Origin of the sequence: Bacillus sp. FSL L8-0099, assembly GCF_038006385.1 — a bacterium.
In the GTDB taxonomy this organism is placed as follows: domain Bacteria; phylum Bacillota; class Bacilli; order Bacillales; family Bacillaceae_G; genus Bacillus_A; species Bacillus_A toyonensis.
The window spans coordinates 5,033,627-5,051,529 of record NZ_JBBOVC010000001.1 but is presented as its reverse complement, the minus strand read 5'-3'; the positions used below and the strand labels follow the sequence as shown (position 1 = coordinate 5,051,529).

16 protein-coding genes and 1 tRNA gene are annotated in these 17,903 nt (G+C 38.5%); 15 read left to right on the top strand and 2 right to left on the bottom strand.

The genetic code is table 11. From position 1 onward, the window contains the following. The first annotated feature begins 122 nt into the window (after window positions 1-122). Window positions 123-198 (top strand) — tRNA-Arg (locus MHH42_RS25905). Between the two features lie 90 nt (window positions 199-288). On the opposite strand, the gene MHH42_RS25900 is transcribed toward MHH42_RS25905, so the two are convergent. Continuing rightward, window positions 289-1,746: a glycosyltransferase family 39 protein gene (locus MHH42_RS25900; RefSeq protein ID WP_340894542.1), complete on the bottom strand. Its 1,458-nt coding sequence runs from the start codon at window positions 1,744-1,746 to the stop codon at window positions 289-291. Window positions 1,747-2,115: 369 nt separating this feature from the next. Here MHH42_RS25900 and rpoN point away from each other — a divergent pair, with 369 nt between their 5' ends. The 8 genes from rpoN to eno all read left to right on the top strand — a co-directional run bounded on the left by rpoN (window position 2,116) and on the right by eno (window position 10,838). After that, complete coding sequence (gene rpoN / locus MHH42_RS25895) at window positions 2,116-3,423, top strand: RNA polymerase factor sigma-54 (protein WP_000647943.1); 1,308 nt, start codon at window positions 2,116-2,118, stop codon at window positions 3,421-3,423. A 9-nt stretch (window positions 3,424-3,432) separates the two neighbouring features. After that, window positions 3,433-3,678 carry a glutaredoxin family protein gene (locus MHH42_RS25890; RefSeq protein WP_000869744.1) on the top strand — a complete coding sequence of 82 codons (246 nt, stop codon included), beginning with the start codon at window positions 3,433-3,435 and terminating at the stop codon, window positions 3,676-3,678. 136 nt (window positions 3,679-3,814) lie between these two features. Continuing rightward, a complete protein-coding gene (gene cggR, locus MHH42_RS25885; RefSeq protein WP_098087363.1) occupies window positions 3,815-4,843 on the top strand; it encodes a gapA transcriptional regulator CggR in 1,029 nt (342 codons plus the stop codon). Window positions 4,844-4,869: 26 nt separating this feature from the next. Then, the gene (gene gap, locus MHH42_RS25880) at window positions 4,870-5,874 is read left to right on the top strand and encodes a type I glyceraldehyde-3-phosphate dehydrogenase (RefSeq protein WP_000161234.1); all 1,005 of its coding nucleotides are present in this window, start codon (window positions 4,870-4,872) and stop codon (window positions 5,872-5,874) included. A gap of 139 nt (window positions 5,875-6,013) precedes the next feature. Next, entirely contained in the window at window positions 6,014-7,198 is a 1,185-nt protein-coding gene (locus tag MHH42_RS25875) for a phosphoglycerate kinase (protein WP_001036333.1), read from the top strand. 32 nt (window positions 7,199-7,230) lie between these two features. Further along, window positions 7,231-7,986 (top strand): triose-phosphate isomerase, encoded by a 756-nt coding sequence (gene tpiA, locus MHH42_RS25870; protein ID WP_001231042.1) that lies wholly within the window; start codon window positions 7,231-7,233, stop codon window positions 7,984-7,986. After that, entirely contained in the window at window positions 7,983-9,512 is a 1,530-nt protein-coding gene (gene gpmI / locus MHH42_RS25865; protein WP_001231145.1) for a 2,3-bisphosphoglycerate-independent phosphoglycerate mutase, read from the top strand. Before tpiA ends, gpmI begins: the two co-directional genes overlap by 4 nt. A 30-nt stretch (window positions 9,513-9,542) precedes the next feature. Continuing rightward, window positions 9,543-10,838 carry a phosphopyruvate hydratase gene (gene eno / locus MHH42_RS25860; protein WP_000103945.1) on the top strand — a complete coding sequence of 432 codons (1,296 nt, stop codon included), beginning with the start codon at window positions 9,543-9,545 and terminating at the stop codon, window positions 10,836-10,838. Window positions 10,839-10,888: 50 nt separating this feature from the next. Here eno and MHH42_RS25855 read toward each other — a convergent pair whose 3' ends face one another. Then, a complete protein-coding gene (locus tag MHH42_RS25855; RefSeq protein WP_016107231.1) occupies window positions 10,889-11,839 on the bottom strand; it encodes a nucleoside hydrolase in 951 nt (316 codons plus the stop codon). Between the two features lie 352 nt (window positions 11,840-12,191). On the opposite strand from MHH42_RS25855, the gene MHH42_RS25850 reads away from it, so the two are divergent. From MHH42_RS25850 to smpB, 6 genes are all read left to right on the top strand, one after another. Then, window positions 12,192-12,557 carry a CidA/LrgA family holin-like protein gene (locus tag MHH42_RS25850; RefSeq protein WP_000673221.1) on the top strand — a complete coding sequence of 122 codons (366 nt, stop codon included), beginning with the start codon at window positions 12,192-12,194 and terminating at the stop codon, window positions 12,555-12,557. Next, on the top strand, window positions 12,557-13,249 hold the full coding sequence (locus MHH42_RS25845; protein ID WP_016107230.1) for an LrgB family protein: 693 nt from the start codon (window positions 12,557-12,559) through the stop codon (window positions 13,247-13,249). The genes MHH42_RS25850 and MHH42_RS25845 overlap by 1 nt, the downstream gene beginning before the upstream one ends. A gap of 94 nt (window positions 13,250-13,343) precedes the next feature. After that, window positions 13,344-13,577 (top strand): preprotein translocase subunit SecG, encoded by a 234-nt coding sequence (gene secG / locus MHH42_RS25840; protein ID WP_000557263.1) that lies wholly within the window; start codon window positions 13,344-13,346, stop codon window positions 13,575-13,577. A gap of 162 nt (window positions 13,578-13,739) precedes the next feature. After that, window positions 13,740-14,480 carry a carboxylesterase gene (gene estA, locus MHH42_RS25835; protein ID WP_000761983.1) on the top strand — a complete coding sequence of 247 codons (741 nt, stop codon included), beginning with the start codon at window positions 13,740-13,742 and terminating at the stop codon, window positions 14,478-14,480. A gap of 144 nt (window positions 14,481-14,624) precedes the next feature. Beyond that, entirely contained in the window at window positions 14,625-17,057 is a 2,433-nt protein-coding gene (gene rnr / locus MHH42_RS25830) for a ribonuclease R (RefSeq protein WP_000391115.1), read from the top strand. A gap of 307 nt (window positions 17,058-17,364) precedes the next feature. Then, entirely contained in the window at window positions 17,365-17,832 is a 468-nt protein-coding gene (gene smpB / locus MHH42_RS25825) for an SsrA-binding protein (protein ID WP_001123917.1), read from the top strand. Window positions 17,833-17,903 lie beyond the last annotated feature (71 nt).

The following is a 17,903-nucleotide window of genomic DNA, read 5'->3' as shown; positions in this document are numbered from 1 at the left end:
TAGGGGGCGTTTTTATGCAGGAAAAAGCGTACGTACAATGTGTTATCAAAGAGTTTTTATTGATTTAAATGGTTTTTATTGCTATTATTATGAAGAGAAAATGAAGTATATTTTATAATCATGCGCCCATAGCTCAGTCGGATAGAGCGGTGGTTTCCGGTACCACGTCTGCCGGGGGTTCGAATCCCTCTGGGCGCGTTAAAAATCCCTAACTTACATCGTTGTAAGTTAGGGATTTTTTTATTCATAATTGTATTGTTTGTCCTGTAAATACCAGATTGGTAAGGGTTATGAATTAGTGGATGCCGTTGAACCAGCTTGCGCTTTATTCATTTTAAATAATGATAAATTCATTATATATTGCAAAGTAAAGGCTGCAAGTATAATGAAGATCGGGAAGAAGAAATAGCGATAACGAATTTGAACTTCAGTCACTAAGTAAATGAGAAAAGCACCGATAATCAGAATTTGAAAATACTTCATGTTTAAATTTTTAAATGGAGAACTGAAAAGAAAAATAAAGACAGAACCCATGCTCAGCAACATAATCAATACATAGTGTATAAAGTCTAGTTTTATAAATGAAACATCGTTGATAGTATTTCTGGCGATATCATTTATAGGGATATATGCATAAGAATCTGTTGGACTACCCCACATAATAATATTTTTTTTGTTCATAAGAGGGATAAGGTCGGTTAAATTTTCGGTTCTTTCTTTAATTAATTGTTTTTGAATTCGATTATGTTCCTCTATATCAAAATCGACAATACTTTGTCTTAATTTAGCGAAGTCCTCTAAGGAATATTGGCCGTTAGATTCTTTATTCAAGCCTATAACAAATTTCCAGCCAGAATCCGCATTGGTTATTGGGTTATGTGAAATATTAAGCATTACAGGAATGTAGGCTAAAGTATATAAGATAACTAAGTATGTAGAAATAAATGTTATAGAAGAAATGAAATTCCTTTTTAAAATATTGCTGTGAAAGAATAAAAGGAAAAGCCCGGCAGCTATTAAAAATAGGATTCCAATAGGATAAATAATATTTCCTAAAGCGAATAGCAGACCACCAAAAAACATATTTATGTAATTTTTATTTCCATCGCGTGCTAATAGGTGATACGTTCCCCAAGAAAACAACATCATAGAAAGATGCTGATTTGTGAGCACAGGGACTAGTAAAAATAAGTTAATAGATGTTACGTATAAAATGAAACCAAATCGCCCAAAGGTTTCATTGTTTAATCGGTGTTTAGCTATGTAAAAAATAGCTAAACCTGTTAGCAATGTATACACAATATTCAAGAACTGTAAGGCAAAGTAACTATGTGAGGTTAATGTAAGAACAAGTGCCTCGTAAATTATAAAGCCCAACTGAGTAGTATTCCAAAAGAAGTACTGATTATCCTTAATGGCTTTCATGTTGCCAGCGGCTAATTCTTTAGCTCCATCCAACATGTACTGAAAATCAGAAATTGGAGACGAAGGGACTAATTTAATAATTATGATAGATATCAGTAGATAAACGATGCTTATCGTATAGACGTATTTTTTTGTGCTTATATTTCTTGTTAAGAAAACGAGGGCATATATGAAAATGATGAAAGCACATATCCCAAAGATGATAAAAGGACTAAATGCCAAATCTTGTTGTTGAAAGATACTCCAACACATGATTAGCAGAATGATACATGATGCCAGGTTAACTCCTAATGAAGGTATACTTCGAAGTATTTTTTGCATGATTCATCTCCCGTTCTAATTGTTGTATATAGTGGAAAATTTTACGTTATAAATTTAGTTCTTTCAATATTTATAGTTAAAGATTTGTTGTTTTCTATGAAATTTTATTGTTTTATACACGAGAAGATAGAGTTGTATTCTATCTTCTTTTTTATTTCCCTATTGTTATATCTAGTGATAAGATTTACTATTAGTATGTGGTTCTAATTTTTGTGCACTATTATTTTCTTTCAATATTATTCAAATTTCGGTTGTAAGTTGTAAATCTCATTAATACATATAAATTAATAATATTTTGGAATGGGTGTCTGCGATAGGATTCTCCTTTTACCAAACTTATTGTACAATAGAAACAAGGGGGAGATTAGTTTGAAGGCAAGTCTTTTACAAGAACAAAGCTTACGTTTGGCAATGACACAAGAGTTAAGGCAAGCGATTACAATGCTTCAGTATAATGTACAAGAATTATCGGAGTTTTTGTATGAGCAATCGTTAGAGAATCCCCTTATTGAGTTAGGTGGTTTTGAGAGGGAGAAGAAGAAGAGCTCTAACAAAAGTAAAAGTACCAGCAAACAAGTCGATAATCAGATGGAAATCTACAGTGTGGATTCCATGACGATTCAGCAACATTTATTAAATCAAATACAGTATTATAAAATAGAAGAAGAAGAGCGAAAAGTAGCTTCTTTCATTATTATGAACATGGATGGAAATGGGTATTTACAAGAAACGAATGAAGAGTTAGCAGATCTCCTTTCTGCACCGCTTCATGTAGTCGATCGCTCTGTAGAGATTGTCCAATCACTTGAGCCGGCAGGGGTAGGAGCACGTAATATTCAGGAATGTCTAATTTTACAATTGAAGCGCTTACAAAGAAGGGATGGATTAGCGGAAGATATTGTAGAGGAGCACTTTGCTTATTTCGTGAAGAAGGATTGGCGAAAGCTCGTTCATGTGCTGAAGTGTAGTAATGAAGAATTACAATCGGCGGTGAACTGTATTACATCATTGCAGCCGAAACCAGGCCTTGCGTATTCTTCGGATAAACCACTGTATATTGTGCCTGACATGGCAGTGAAAAAAGAAGGCGATCGCCTCGTTTTACAGATGAATGAGAGAAATATGCCGAGAATTGAAATTCACTCTGAGTACAGTGCACTTCTTAATAATAGTGAAAGTGAAGTAGCATCTTACGTTTCAGAAAAGTATCAGCATGTGCAATGGATTATGCGCAGTTTGAAACAGAGAAAACAAACACTTCTGCAAGTGATGACGATTATTATGGAAAAACAACGTGATTTCTTTTGGGAAGGTCCAGCGTATTTGAAGCCACTCGCTTTAAAAGAGGTGGCGGAAGAGCTAAGTGTGCATGAGTCTACGATTAGTCGTGCAACAAGAAATAAGTATGTGCAAACACCACACGGTTTATTTGAGATGAAATCGTTCTTTAGTAATGCAGTTTCGACGACAGAGGATGAGGCAGTTTCAACGAAGCGAGTGAAACAGTTTATTCAAACGCTTGTGGAAGCAGAGAACAAGAAAAAGCCACTCTCAGATCAAAAGATTTCAAAATTATTAGAAGAAGAGCATGAAATTGTTATTTCTCGAAGAACAGTGGCGAAGTATAGAGAACAAATGCATATCCCAGCTTCATCATTACGAAAAACGATCGGATAGGTGAAGAAGATGAAAGTTGTACTATATACAAAAGTAGATTGTGGTCTTTGCGTGCAGGCGAAACAAGTTTTACAAGAAGTACAATGTGAATATTCTTTTCAAATCGAGGAAATAGATATATATGAAGATAATGACCTTTTAGAAAAATATCATTTAATGATTCCGGTTGTAGAAATAGGCGGAAAACAAGTAGAATATGGTAACATTCACAAAGGTGTCATAATAAACTATATAAAGAATGCAGTTAAGAGTTGAATAAGTTTCTATCTCCTGTTACAATAATACACGTAGCAGGGATTATTTTTTTAACCTATGTGGGACACAAAATGTCACTACGGGACGTAAAGTGACCATGCGGGAAAAATGAACCAATGTAGTGAGGAGAAAAGATATGCGCTCATGGATTCAGAACACAAAAAAATTATTACCTGATCTGCTACCTGTTATGCAAACGAGAATGCAAATTCTTCAATACATTAGGCTCATGCAGCCGATTGGAAGAAGAAACTTATCAGCAAGTCTCGGTATGACAGAACGAGTATTGCGAAGTGAAGTTCAAGTTTTGAAAGAACAAAACTTAGTTCACATCGCTTCTTCTGGAATGACTTTGACAGAAGAAGGAACAGCTTTAGTTCTTGCTTTGGAAGACTTTATGAAAGAAATTTCCGGGTTAAAGGTTTTAGAAAAGCAACTTAAGGAAACATTAGACTTGGATGAAGTTTTCGTTGTCCCTGGTGATAGTGATGAATCGCCGTGGGTCAAACTGGAGATGGGCCGTGCTTGTGTGACTTGTATAAAAGACCGTCTGACAGCGAATAATATCGTTGCTGTGGCTGGAGGAACTACGCTAGCTGCTGCTGCGGACATGATGCAACTTGATTGCAAAGATTTACATATGCTATTTGTCCCAGCACGTGGTGGAATTGGAGAAGGTGTTGAATTAGAAGCCAATACCATTTGTGCCAAGATGGCGCAAAATACGATGAGTAATTATCGCTTATTGTATGTTCCAGACCATGTTAGTAGCGAAGCATATGCGTCTATTGTGACAGAGCCCTCCGTGAAAGAAGTTCTTGAGTTGATTCGATCTTCCAATATCGTCATTCATGGAATCGGTGATGCGTTAACAATGGCACGTCGCAGAAGTACTTCGGAAGCAGATTGGTTAAAGATTCAAGCAAACGAAGCAGTTGGCGAAGCTTTCGGTTACTACTTTAATGAACAAGGAAATGTTGTTCATAAAGTAAGAACAGTTGGTATGCAACTTGAAGATTTACAAAATGTATCTCACGTTGTTGCAGTCGCTGGAGGTTCTTCAAAGGCAAAGGCAATACAGGCTGTAATAAAGCAAGGGCACACTTCAATTCTAATTACAGATGAAGGTGCAGCAAAACAATTAACAAAGGGTATTACCCTTTAATATAATCCCCCAAGGAGGAAATTCAAATGACTAAAATTGGTATTAATGGATTTGGACGTATCGGACGTAACGTATTCCGCGCAGCTCTTAACAACTCTGAGGTAGAAGTAGTAGCAATCAACGACTTAACAGATGCTAAAACATTAGCTCACCTTTTAAAATATGACACAGTTCACGGAACTTTAAATGCAGAAGTATCTGCTAACGAAAACAGCATCGTTGTTAACGGTAAAGAAATTAAAGTTATCGCTGAGCGTGACCCAGCTCAATTACCATGGAGCGACTACGGAGTAGAAGTAGTAGTAGAATCTACTGGCCGTTTCACTAAAAAATCAGACGCTGAGAAACACTTAGGTGGATCAGTTAAGAAAGTTATCATCTCAGCTCCAGCTTCTGACGAAGATATCACTGTAGTTATGGGTGTTAACCACGAACAATACGATGCAGCTAACCACAATGTAGTATCTAACGCTTCTTGTACTACAAACTGTCTAGCTCCATTCGCTAAAGTATTAAACGAAAAATTCGGCGTAAAACGCGGAATGATGACAACAATTCACTCTTACACTAACGACCAACAAATCTTAGACTTACCACACAAAGATTTACGTCGTGCTCGTGCAGCAGCTGAAAACATGATCCCAACATCTACTGGTGCTGCTAAAGCTGTAGCATTAGTATTACCAGAACTTAAAGGTAAATTAAACGGTGGCGCTGTACGTGTTCCAACTGCTAACGTTTCTCTTGTTGACTTAGTTGTTGAACTTGACAAAGAAGTAACAGTTGAAGATGTAAACGCAGCATTCAAAGCAGCAGCTGAAGGCGAATTAAAAGGTATCCTTGGATACAGCGAAGAGCCATTAGTCTCTATCGACTATAACGGATGTACAGCTTCTTCTACAATCGATGCATTATCTACAATGGTAATGGAAGGTAACATGGTTAAAGTACTTTCTTGGTACGATAACGAAACTGGTTACTCTAACCGCGTAGTAGACCTAGCTGCATACATGACTTCTAAAGGTCTTTAATTCTTAAGTATATAAGCAATCAATGACAAAACGAGGGAGAGGGTTTGTTCCCTCTCTCTCTTCTTTCGTTTTAGAAGCAAATGTGTTAAGCTTTTGAATGGGTTTTGTCAATCCTAACTAGTAGTCGGAGGGAAATCCAATGAACAAAAAATCAATTCGTGACGTAGATTTAAAAGGTAAGCGTGTATTTTGCCGCGTTGATTTCAACGTACCTATGAAAGAAGGCAAAATTACAGATGAAACTCGTATCCGTGCAGCTCTTCCTACAATTCAATATTTAGTAGAGCAAGGTGCGAAAGTTATTTTAGCAAGCCACTTAGGCCGTCCAAAAGGTCAAGCAGTAGAAGAATTACGTCTTACTCCAGTAGCAGCACGTTTAGGCGAGCTTCTTGGTAAAGATGTTAAAAAAGCAGACGAAGCATTCGGACCAGTTGCACAAGAAATGGTTGCAGCAATGAACGAAGGCGACGTATTAGTTCTTGAAAACGTACGTTTCTATGCGGGCGAAGAAAAGAACGATGCAGAACTTGCGAAAGAATTTGCAGCTCTTGCTGACATCTTCGTAAACGATGCATTCGGTGCAGCTCACCGTGCTCACGCTTCTACAGCAGGAATCGCAGACTACCTACCAGCAGTATCTGGTTTATTAATGGAAAAAGAGTTAGATGTACTTGGTAAAGCACTTTCTAACCCAGAACGTCCATTCACAGCTATCATTGGTGGTGCGAAAGTAAAAGATAAAATCGGTGTAATTCGTCATCTATTAGACAAAGTAGATAACTTAATCATCGGTGGCGGACTTGCTTACACATTCGTTAAAGCTTTAGGTCATGAAATTGGTCTATCTCTATGTGAAGACGACAAGATTGAACTAGCTAAAGAATTTATGCAACTTGCAAAAGAAAAAGGCGTAAACTTCTACATGCCAGTTGATGTTGTAATCACAGAGGAATTCTCTGAAACTGCAACAACTCAAATCGTTGGTATCGACTCTATTCCTTCTACATGGGAAGGCGTGGACATCGGTCCTAAAACACGTGAAATTTATGCAGATGTAATTAAAAACTCTAAGCTTGTTGTATGGAATGGACCAATGGGTGTATTCGAAATGACTCCATTCGCAGAAGGTACAAAAGCAGTAGGACAAGCATTAGCAGATGCAGAAGATACATACTCTGTTATCGGCGGTGGTGACTCTGCAGCAGCTGTTGAAAAATTCGGTATGGCTGATAAAATGAGCCACATTTCTACTGGCGGCGGTGCGTCATTAGAATTCATGGAAGGTAAAGAGCTTCCAGGTGTAGTTTGTCTTAACGACAAATAAGTAGCAGCCAAAGAAAAAGGACGGTGCAAAGCATGCGTAAACCAATTATCGCAGGTAACTGGAAAATGAATAAAACTCTATCTGAAGCAGTTAGCTTCGTAGAGGAAGTTAAAGGTCAAATCCCAGCAGCTTCAGCTGTTGATGCAGTAGTTTGCTCTCCAGCTCTATTCTTAGAGCGCTTAGTAGCAGCAACTGAAGGAACTGACTTACAAGTAGGTGCACAAAACATGCACTTCGAAAAAAATGGTGCATTCACTGGCGAAATTAGCCCAGTAGCACTTAGCGACTTAAAAGTAGGCTACGTAGTACTTGGCCACTCTGAGCGTCGTGAAATGTTTGCTGAAACAGACGAATCAGTAAACAAAAAGACTCTTGCAGCATTTGAACATGGTTTAACACCAATCGTATGTTGTGGTGAGACTTTAGAAGAGCGCGAAAGCGGAAAAACATTTGATCTAGTAGCAGGTCAAGTGACAAAAGCACTTGCAGGTTTAACAGAAGAGCAAGTTAAAGCAACTGTTATCGCTTATGAGCCAATCTGGGCTATCGGTACAGGTAAATCATCTTCTTCTGCAGATGCAAACGAAGTATGTGCGCACATCCGTAAAGTTGTTGCAGAAGCTGTTTCTCCAGAAGCTGCAGAAGCTGTTCGTATTCAATACGGCGGTAGCGTAAAACCAGAAAACATTAAAGAGTATATGGCACAATCTGACATCGACGGCGCTTTAGTTGGCGGTGCTAGCTTAGAGCCTGCTTCGTTCTTAGGTCTTCTGGGGGCGGTAAAATGAGAAAGCCAACAGCTTTAATCATTCTTGACGGTTTCGGACTTCGTGAAGAAACTCATGGGAATGCTGTAGCACAAGCTAAGAAACCTAATTTTGATGGTTACTGGAACAAATTCCCTCATACAACGCTTACAGCTTGTGGTGAGGAAGTAGGTCTTCCAGAAGGTCAAATGGGTAACTCTGAGGTTGGTCACTTAAATATCGGTGCTGGCCGCATCGTATACCAAAGCTTAACACGCGTAAACGTTGCAATTCGTGAAGGTGAGTTCGATCAGAACGAAACATTCCAAAATGCAATTAAAAGCGTGAAAGAAAAAGGTACTGCTCTTCATTTATTCGGTTTACTTTCTGATGGTGGTGTGCACAGTCACATGAACCATATGTTTGCTCTTCTTCGCTTAGCAGCAAAAGAAGGCGTGGAGAAAGTTTATATCCATGCGTTCTTAGATGGCCGCGATGTTGGACCACAAACAGCAAAAGGTTATATCGATGCAACAAATGAAGTAATTAAAGAAACAGGTGTAGGACAATTCGCGACTATCTCTGGTCGTTATTACTCCATGGACCGTGACAAGCGTTGGGATCGCGTAGAAAAATGTTACAGTGCTATGGTGAATGGTGAAGGCCCTACTTATAAATCAGCAGAAGAGTGTGTAGAAGACTCTTATGCGAACGGTATCTATGATGAATTCGTATTGCCGTCTGTAATTGTTAACGAAGATAACACGCCAGTTGCAACAATCAATGATGATGATGCAGTTATTTTCTATAACTTCCGTCCAGACCGTGCAATTCAAATTGCTCGTGTATTTACAAACGAAGACTTCCGTGAGTTCGATCGTGGTGAAAAAGTACCTCACATTCCTGAATTCGTTTGTATGACACACTTCAGTGAAACTGTAGATGGTTACGTGGCATTTAAGCCAATGAACCTTGATAATACTTTAGGTGAAGTTGTTGCGCAAGCGGGATTAAAGCAACTTCGCATCGCGGAAACTGAAAAGTATCCGCACGTTACATTCTTCTTTAGCGGTGGTCGTGAGGCTGAATTCCCAGGAGAAGAGCGTATCTTAATTAACTCACCAAAGGTTGCAACGTATGATTTGAAACCTGAAATGAGCATTTACGAAGTAACGGACGCTTTAGTAAATGAAATCGAAAATGATAAACATGATGTTATCATTCTTAACTTTGCGAACTGTGATATGGTTGGCCATTCTGGGATGATGGAACCAACAATTAAAGCAGTAGAAGCAACTGACGAATGTTTAGGAAAAGTTGTAGAAGCGATTCTTGCAAAAGATGGTGTAGCACTTATTACTGCTGACCATGGTAATGCTGATCAGGAGTTAACTGCTGATGGCGGGCCTATGACAGCTCATACAACTAACCCGGTTCCTTTCATCGTTACAAAAAATGATGTAGAGCTTCGTGAAGGTGGTATTTTAGGAGATATCGCCCCAACAATGCTTACACTTTTAAATGTGGAACAACCGAAAGAAATGACAGGTAAAACAATTATTAAATAATTTGCTTATATAAAAAGGAGAGAATTTATTATGTCAACAATTATTGATGTTTATGCTCGCGAAGTCCTTGACTCTCGTGGTAACCCAACTGTAGAAGTAGAAGTTTACACAGAAAGCGGCGCTTTCGGACGCGCTATCGTACCAAGTGGTGCATCTACTGGTGAGCACGAAGCAGTAGAATTACGTGACGGTGACAAATCTCGTTACCTTGGTAAAGGTGTTATTAACGCAGTAAACAACGTTAACGAAATTATCGCTCCAGAAATCGCTGGTTTCGATGTAACTGACCAAGCTGGTATCGACCGTGCTATGATCGAATTAGATGGCACTCCAAACAAAGGTAAACTAGGCGCTAACGCTATCCTTGGTGTATCTATGGCAGTAGCTCACGCAGCAGCTGACTTCGTAGGTCTTCCATTATACCGTTACCTTGGTGGATTCAATGCAAAACAATTACCAACTCCAATGATGAACATCATCAACGGTGGTTCTCACGCTGATAACAACGTAGACTTCCAAGAGTTCATGATCTTACCAGTTGGCGCTCCAACATTCAAAGAATCAATCCGTATGGGTGCTGAAGTATTCCATGCACTTAAAGCTGTATTACATGACAAAGGTCTTAATACTGCAGTAGGTGACGAAGGTGGATTCGCTCCAAACCTTGGTTCTAACCGTGAAGCTCTAGAAGTAATCATCGAAGCTATCGAAAAAGCTGGTTACAAAGCTGGCGAGAACGTATTCTTAGGAATGGACGTTGCTTCTTCTGAGTTCTACAACAAAGAAACTGGTAAATATGACCTTGCAGGCGAAGGCCGTACTGGCTTAACTTCTGCAGAAATGGTTGATTTCTACGAAGAGCTTTGCAAAGACTTCCCAATCATCTCTATCGAAGATGGTTTAGACGAAAACGACTGGGATGGTCACAAATTATTAACTGAGCGTATCGGTGATAAAGTACAATTAGTTGGTGACGATTTATTCGTAACTAACACTCAAAAACTTGCTGAAGGTATCGAAAAAGGTATCTCTAACTCAATCTTAATTAAAGTTAACCAAATCGGTACTTTAACTGAGACTTTCGAAGCTATCGAAATGGCTAAACGTGCTGGTTACACAGCAGTTGTATCTCACCGTTCTGGTGAAACTGAAGATGCTACAATCGCTGACATCGCAGTTGCAACTAACGCTGGCCAAATCAAAACTGGTTCTATGAGCCGTACTGACCGTATTGCTAAGTACAACCAATTATTACGTATCGAAGACGAACTAGGCGAAATCGCTGTTTACGATGGCATCAAATCTTTCTATAACATCAAAAGATAATTGTAGAAAATAACGACAGACCGTGAGAAATCACGGTCTGTTTTTTTATGCTAAAATTGTTCGCCCGTCATAAGTGACATGAAATGTTTGAAGAAGCGATTATAATCAAAATCAATTGCTATTTGATGACTCGGCCAATCAATAAATGGTTTAGATTCTCCTAAAGAGCGAAATTCTCCAATACTTGCCCCCTGTGCATAAGATTCTGTCATGACAACGATAGGTGATTTGTGATATGTAAACATAGCGTTATCAAGTAAAGCGAGTATTGGCATTGTGTCATGGAAGGGGCTGCCCTTTAAATGTGGTAGGGCGTCTTTATAATATCCGTAGTAATAGTGATCGAATAACGGTTTGACAAGTGGAGCTTTTCCTTTTGCCTCGATGTATTCGGCCATTTCTGGTGTAATGATGGAGTATTGGGTGACGTTTAATGGGTATATGTACATGTTAGCTGCGGATTGAAGGACTATATTAGCGGCAGTAGGATCGCCATAAAAGTTTGCTTCGGAAATAGGGGTAACATTACCAGGATGGAGAAAAGCACCGCCCATTACGTAGAAAGATTTAATTTGCTCCATTAATTGTTTACATACGATAAATAAAATTGCTAGGGAGGTAAGCCTTCCTAAACTTACGATGATTAATTCATCTTTATACTGTTCAATAAGAGGAATAACTTCAAAAAAATTCTCCATTTCTTCGTTAGTCACATTCTCCTTTGGAATAATTGGGCCGAGTCCCTGTTTCCCGTGTACATCTGTAAAAAAAGCAGGAGGGGCACCAGTAATTGGCCGTTCTGATCCACCAAAGATTTTGATATTTCTACCCTCTACTTCGTTTGTAAGAAAATGAGCATTTTCTACGGCCATTTTTTTTGGAACATTGCCGTAATCAGCAACGATACCGACTATTTCTATTTCATCGATAAAGAATGCTAAGAGGAGAGCCATCGTATCATCAATCCCAGGATCACAAAAAATGAGAACTTTTTTGGGCATATGTTCACCACCTATCTTGTTTATCCCGTACAAACTTGCTTGGTGAGGGCTAATAATCAATAGGGATGAGGACACCCTCATTGATTAAAGTTTCACTTTATATATATGTAAGTTTAAGGATAAAAAGATTATTTTATTGAAATAATAGTATCATAAATTCAGAAAATAAAAACTTTTTATATTAGGTCAATGTTTTTGACGTAATTTTTGTTTGGAAATGCAGTCATATCAATGTTGTAAGCGTATAACATAGGCTGTTTTTGCTGTCAAGTTGATAAATTGCAGCTTTTTACAATTTATACTATGATAAAGATATTAACAGAAGATCGTATAAACATGAGGGATGATGAACATGAAATTTACAAAGATCCTTGTCCAAATTGCTGCTCTTTATGTGTTTTATATGGTTGGAACTTGGGTGCAAGAAATGTTGAATATTCCAATTCCAGGAAGCTTGATTGGGATGTTTCTTTTACTTGTTTTACTTAGCCTGAAAGTACTTCCAGTGAAATGGTTTGATTTAGGAGCGGAAACACTCGTCGCTATTATGCCGTTTTTATTAATTCCGCCAACGCTTGGCTTAATGAATTACGGTGCTTTTTTTATGAGTAAAGGAATTTCTCTTTTCATTACAGTTGTAGCGAGTACGTTTTTAATTATCATTGTCGCAGGACATACAGGGCAATATCTTGCGAATAGAAAGGAAAGGGAGTCGTGATGAGTCAAATGTTAATCGGAATCGGTTGGGTTCTTTTTACGGTGCTATTATATCAATTATCTAAAAAAATCTATCAATTATTTCCAACACCATTTACTATTCCAATGCTTGTAGCGACAGGATTAATGGCTTTCTTATTTATTGTGCTTGATATACCATATCAACATTATATGGAAAGCGGTGGTGGCTGGATTGCGAAGTTACTTGGACCAGGTGTTGTAGCATTTGCAATCCCGCTTTACAAACAACGTCATGTGCTGCAAAAATATGTTGTACCGATTGCGGGCGGAGTATTAGTAGGTACAACAGTTGCGATTGCGAGTGATTTTGCTATTGCCTCACTTATGGGAACAGATAAAAGTTTAATTTTATCTTCATTACCAAAATCAGTGACAATGCCGGTTGCGATGAGCGTTTCTGAACAAGTTGGTGGTGTTCCATCCTTAACAGCGGCATTCGTAGTTATCGCAGGTATTACTGGAACGATTACAGGTCCAATTTTATTAAAATGGAGCCGCGTTACAAACTCGGTTGGTAAAGGTATCGGATTTGGATGTGCTTCTCATATTATGGGTGTTATGAGAGCAATGAAAAATAACGAACATGAAGGTGTTATTGGATCGGTAACAATGACATTAACAGCAATTTTGACATGTTTGCTCGGACCGTTATTTGCAATGATGTTTATGTAATAGAAGAAAAGCGAGAGCGACTCTATAGCTCTCGCTTTTCTATAGGATTTATGCTACAGTTAAAATAACTGAATCTTTGTAGGAGGTACGCCAAGTGCATACGTTATTATCCGTTTTACTTATTATTGTATCGATTTTAATGATTGTTATGGTACTTATGCAGTCTAGTAATAGCTCAGGCCTTTCAGGTGCAATTTCCGGCGGTGCAGAGCAATTATTTGGTAAGCAAAAAGCACGTGGAATTGAAGCGGTATTAAACCGTATTACAATTGTTTTAGCTGTATTGTTCTTTGTATTAACAATTGCTGTTACGTACTTAAACTTATAGAATTGAAAGAAGAAGCGTTAGTAGTTTGTACTAATGGTTCTTCTTTTTTTATTTTGTTATTTGAAAAAAGTTTCTAATTAGATTATAGAAATATAAATATGGTACACTAAGATATAGAAAGAATACGACTAGATTACAGAAGAGAAAGAGGAGAAGTACATGATGAAATTAGCATCTCCGAAACCATTTACATTTGAGGGTGGAGACCGCGCTGTTTTATTACTACATGGATTCACAGGAAACTCAGCTGATGTACGTATGTTAGGGCGTTTCTTAGAAAAGAAAGGCTATACTTGTCATGCGCCAATTTATAAAGGACACGGCGTACCACCAGAAGAACTTGTTCATACAGGTCCTACAGATTGGTGGCAAGATGTAACGGAGGCATATCAGCTTTTAAAAGATAAAGGCTTTGAGAAAATTGCTGTCGTTGGTTTGTCACTAGGCGGAGTATTTTCTCTGAAATTAGCATATACAATCCCTGTTTTAGGTGTGGTACCAATGTGTGCACCGATGTATATTAAGAGTGAAGAAACAATGTACCAAGGTATATTGGCATATGCTCGCGAATATAAAAAGCGTGAGCAAAAATCACCAGAGCAAATTGAACAAGAAATGTTGGAATTCCAACAGACACCGATGAATACATTAAAAGCATTACAAGAGCTAATTGCTGATGTACGTAATAATGTTGATATGATTTATGCACCGACGTTTGTTGTACAAGCGCGTCATGATGAAATGATTAATACGGATAGTGCTAACATTATTTATAACGGTGTAGAATCAACGTTAAAGGACATTAAATGGTATGAAGACTCTACGCATGTCATTACACTTGATAAGCAACGTGACGAGCTACATGAGGATGTATATAACTTCTTGGAGCAACTAGATTGGTAAGATCTAGTTGCCTCTTTTTTTCATAAGGAAATTTTTATGGAAACTGTAAAAAAATCATTAGGGGAGTATTGAATTTTCGCTTTATACATCCCCCATCTTTCGGATACACTAAATAATATAAGGGTTTAAAGGAGGTATTTTTGCTTGGAAGAAATCATACAAGAAAATATTGATAAGTTGTTATTATTTATGAGAGAAGAAGCGTATAAACCGTTAACGATACAAGAGTTAGAAGAGGCATTTGGAATTGAAGGTTCTGAGGGCTTTAAAGATTTTGTAAAGGCACTTGTAATGATGGAAGAGAAGGGACTTGTTATTCGTACACGTAGCAATCGTTATGGTCTTCCTGAAAAGATGAATTTAGTGCGTGGTAAGTTAATTGGACATGCGCGTGGCTTTGCTTTCGTTGTGCCAGAAGAGAAGAAAACGGGAGATGATGATCTTTTCATTCCTCCTACAGAATTAAACGGTGCACTTCACGGTGATACAGTATTAGCACGCCTAAGTTCACAATCAAGTGGTTCACGTCAAGAAGGTTCAATTGTACGCATTTTAGAACGTGGAACGAAAGAACTAGTTGGTACATATACAGAATCGAAAAACTTTGGGTTTGTTATACCTGACAATAAGCGTTGGACAAGTGATATTTTCATCTTGAAAAGCGCATCCATGGGTGCTGTAGAAGGCCATAAAGTAGTTGTTAAAATTACGAGCTATCCAGAGAATCGTTTAAGTGCGGAAGGTGAAGTTATTCAAATTTTAGGTCATAAAAATGATCCAGGAGTAGATATTTTATCGGTCATCCATAAACATCATTTACCTTTAGCATTTCCTGAGGAAGTGATGGAGCATGCAAACAGTGTACCAGAAACGATTTCAGAAGAAGACTTGAAAGATCGCCGTGATTTACGTGACCAAATGATTGTAACGATTGATGGTGCAGACGCGAAGGACTTAGATGATGCTGTTACAGTAACGAAGCTTGAGAACGGTAATTACAAGCTTGGTGTTCATATTGCGGATGTAAGTCATTACGTTGAAGAAGGTTCTCCAATTGATGTTGAAGCAGCGGAAAGAGCGACGAGTGTATATCTTGTTGATCGTGTAATTCCAATGATTCCACATCGTCTATCTAACGGTATTTGTTCATTAAATCCGAAAGTAGACCGTCTGACACTGTCTTGTGAAATGGAAATCAACAACTTAGGTGATGTTGTCAAACACGAGATTTTCCAAAGTGTGATTAAAACGACAGAGCGTATGACATATGCTGACGTAAGAAGCATTTTAGAAGATGAGGACGAAGAGTTAATCAAGCGCTATGAACCGTTAGTACCAATGTTTAAAGAGATGGGCCAATTGGCACAAATTTTACGTGAAAAGCGTATGCGCCGTGGTGCAATCGACTTTGACTTTAAAGAAGCAAAAGTATTAGTAGATGAAGAAGGAAAACCGACTGATGTTGTAATGCGTGATCGTTCTGTATCAGAAAAGTTAATTGAAGAATTTATGCTTGTTGCGAACGAAACAGTAGCAGAACACTTCCACTGGATGAACGTACCATTCATGTACCGTGTCCATGAAGATCCGAAAGAAGATAAGTTAGAGCGATTCTTCGAGTTTGTAACGAACTTCGGATATGCGGTAAAAGGACGTGCGAATGAAGTACATCCTCGTGCATTGCAACAAATTCTTGAAATGGTTCAAGGACAGCCTGAAGAAGTAGTAATTTCAACGGTTATGCTTCGTTCTATGAAGCAAGCACGTTACGATTCGGAAAGCTTAGGACATTTCGGCTTATCAACTGAGTTCTACACGCATTTCACATCGCCGATTCGTCGTTATCCAGATACGATCGTTCATAGATTGATTCGTGAATACGTCATTAACGGTAAAGTCGACAGTGAAACACAAGCGAAATGGCGTGAAAACTTACCAGAGATTGCAGAGCACTCTTCTAATATGGAACGTCGTGCTGTTGAAGCAGAGCGTGAAACAGACGAAATGAAAAAAGCAGAGTATATGGTCGATAAGATCGGTGAAGAGTATGACGGTATGATTAGCTCTGTAACAAACTTCGGTTTATTCGTAGAGCTTCCAAATACAATTGAAGGTCTTGTACATGTTAGTTACTTAACGGATGATTACTACCGTTACGACGAGAAGCATTTCGCAATGATCGGAGAACGTACAGGTAACGTATTCCGCATCGGTGACGAAATTACAATTCGTGTTATTAACGTAAACAAAGACGAGCGCGCAATTGACTTTGAAATCGTTGGCATGAAAGGTACACCTCGCCGTAAGTTCAAAGATCGTCCAGTCGTTATCGAACAGCCAAGAACAGGCAGAAAGAAACGGGGTGGACGTAGCGAGCGCAGTAATGAGCGCGGCGGCGAACGCGGTACAGGTAGAAAATTTGACCGTGGTGGCAAAGGTAAAAGCACAGGAAGAGGATCAGCATCAGCATCCACGTCCGCTAGTCAGCCAGGGAAAAAAGATGGTAATGGCAAGAAGAAAAAAGGATTCTTTGAAAACGTACCAGGATTCAAGAAGAAAAAGAAAAAGCGTAAGTAAGAAAAGAGTGGCTTCGCTTTGATGAAAAGCGGGGCCGTTTTTCTTTTTATTGGTCATTTCACTCCCTCGAACGAAGCAAAAAACGCTTCTCTGTCGGGAGTTCCAATGTCCAAAGATTCTGAGCGAGCTACTTTCGCTTTTTGTGTAATCCAGCTACAGTGGCTAGAATGTTTGGCGACTTCGCTTCTTCCCCAGAGGCAAAGGGCGCCTCAAGGTCAGAAGCTCCATCCACCTCACATTCTGAACGAGCCACTTTCGCTTTTTGTTTACATTTGTTACAATAGTAAAAATAGAGGAGGGACGTTATATGCCAAAAGGTACAGGTAAGGTTATTGCACAAAATAAAAAAGCATTTCATGATTATTTCATCGAAGAAACATACGAAGCAGGGCTTGTCCTTCAAGGAACGGAAATTAAGTCGATTCGCGCTGGTCGCGTGAACTTGAAAGATGCGTTTGCACGTATACATAATGGTGAAGTATGGGTTCATAATATGCATATTAATACGTACGAGCAAGGGAATCGTTTCAACCATGATCCGCTTCGCACGAGAAAATTACTTCTTCATAAAAAAGAAATTGATAAACTAGCGGGAGCTGCAAAAGAAACAGGTTACGCATTAGTTCCACTTAGAATCTATTTGAAAAATGGATTTGCAAAGATGGCACTTGGTTTAGCAAAAGGTAAGAAACAATATGATAAACGTCATGATTTAAAAGAGAAAGAAGCGAAACGTGAAATTGCACGCGTGTTCCGTGATCGCCAAAAGATGTAATACAGATATTTACATTTGTAAAACGGCGCGCGTATGATATAATAACTTATGTAAGGTTATTGCACATTGAA

Bases quoted from the DNA above. Each gene is read 5' to 3' on its own strand.
- MHH42_RS25900 (WP_340894542.1), bottom strand. From the start codon at position 1,746: ATGCAAAAAATACTTCGAAGTATACCTTCATTAGGAGTTAACCTGGCA.
- MHH42_RS25890 (WP_000869744.1), top strand. From the start codon at position 3,433: ATGAAAGTTGTACTATATACAAAAGTAGATTGTGGTCTTTGCGTGCAG.
- cggR (WP_098087363.1), top strand. From the start codon at position 3,815: ATGCGCTCATGGATTCAGAACACAAAAAAATTATTACCTGATCTGCTA.
- gap (WP_000161234.1), top strand. From the start codon at position 4,870: ATGACTAAAATTGGTATTAATGGATTTGGACGTATCGGACGTAACGTA.
- MHH42_RS25875 (WP_001036333.1), top strand. From the start codon at position 6,014: ATGAACAAAAAATCAATTCGTGACGTAGATTTAAAAGGTAAGCGTGTA.
- tpiA (WP_001231042.1), top strand. From the start codon at position 7,231: ATGCGTAAACCAATTATCGCAGGTAACTGGAAAATGAATAAAACTCTA.
- gpmI (WP_001231145.1), top strand. From the start codon at position 7,983: ATGAGAAAGCCAACAGCTTTAATCATTCTTGACGGTTTCGGACTTCGT.
- eno (WP_000103945.1), top strand. From the start codon at position 9,543: ATGTCAACAATTATTGATGTTTATGCTCGCGAAGTCCTTGACTCTCGT.
- MHH42_RS25855 (WP_016107231.1), bottom strand. From the start codon at position 11,839: ATGCCCAAAAAAGTTCTCATTTTTTGTGATCCTGGGATTGATGATACG.
- MHH42_RS25850 (WP_000673221.1), top strand. From the start codon at position 12,192: ATGAAATTTACAAAGATCCTTGTCCAAATTGCTGCTCTTTATGTGTTT.
- MHH42_RS25845 (WP_016107230.1), top strand. From the start codon at position 12,557: ATGAGTCAAATGTTAATCGGAATCGGTTGGGTTCTTTTTACGGTGCTA.
- estA (WP_000761983.1), top strand. From the start codon at position 13,740: ATGAAATTAGCATCTCCGAAACCATTTACATTTGAGGGTGGAGACCGC.
- smpB (WP_001123917.1), top strand. From the start codon at position 17,365: ATGCCAAAAGGTACAGGTAAGGTTATTGCACAAAATAAAAAAGCATTT.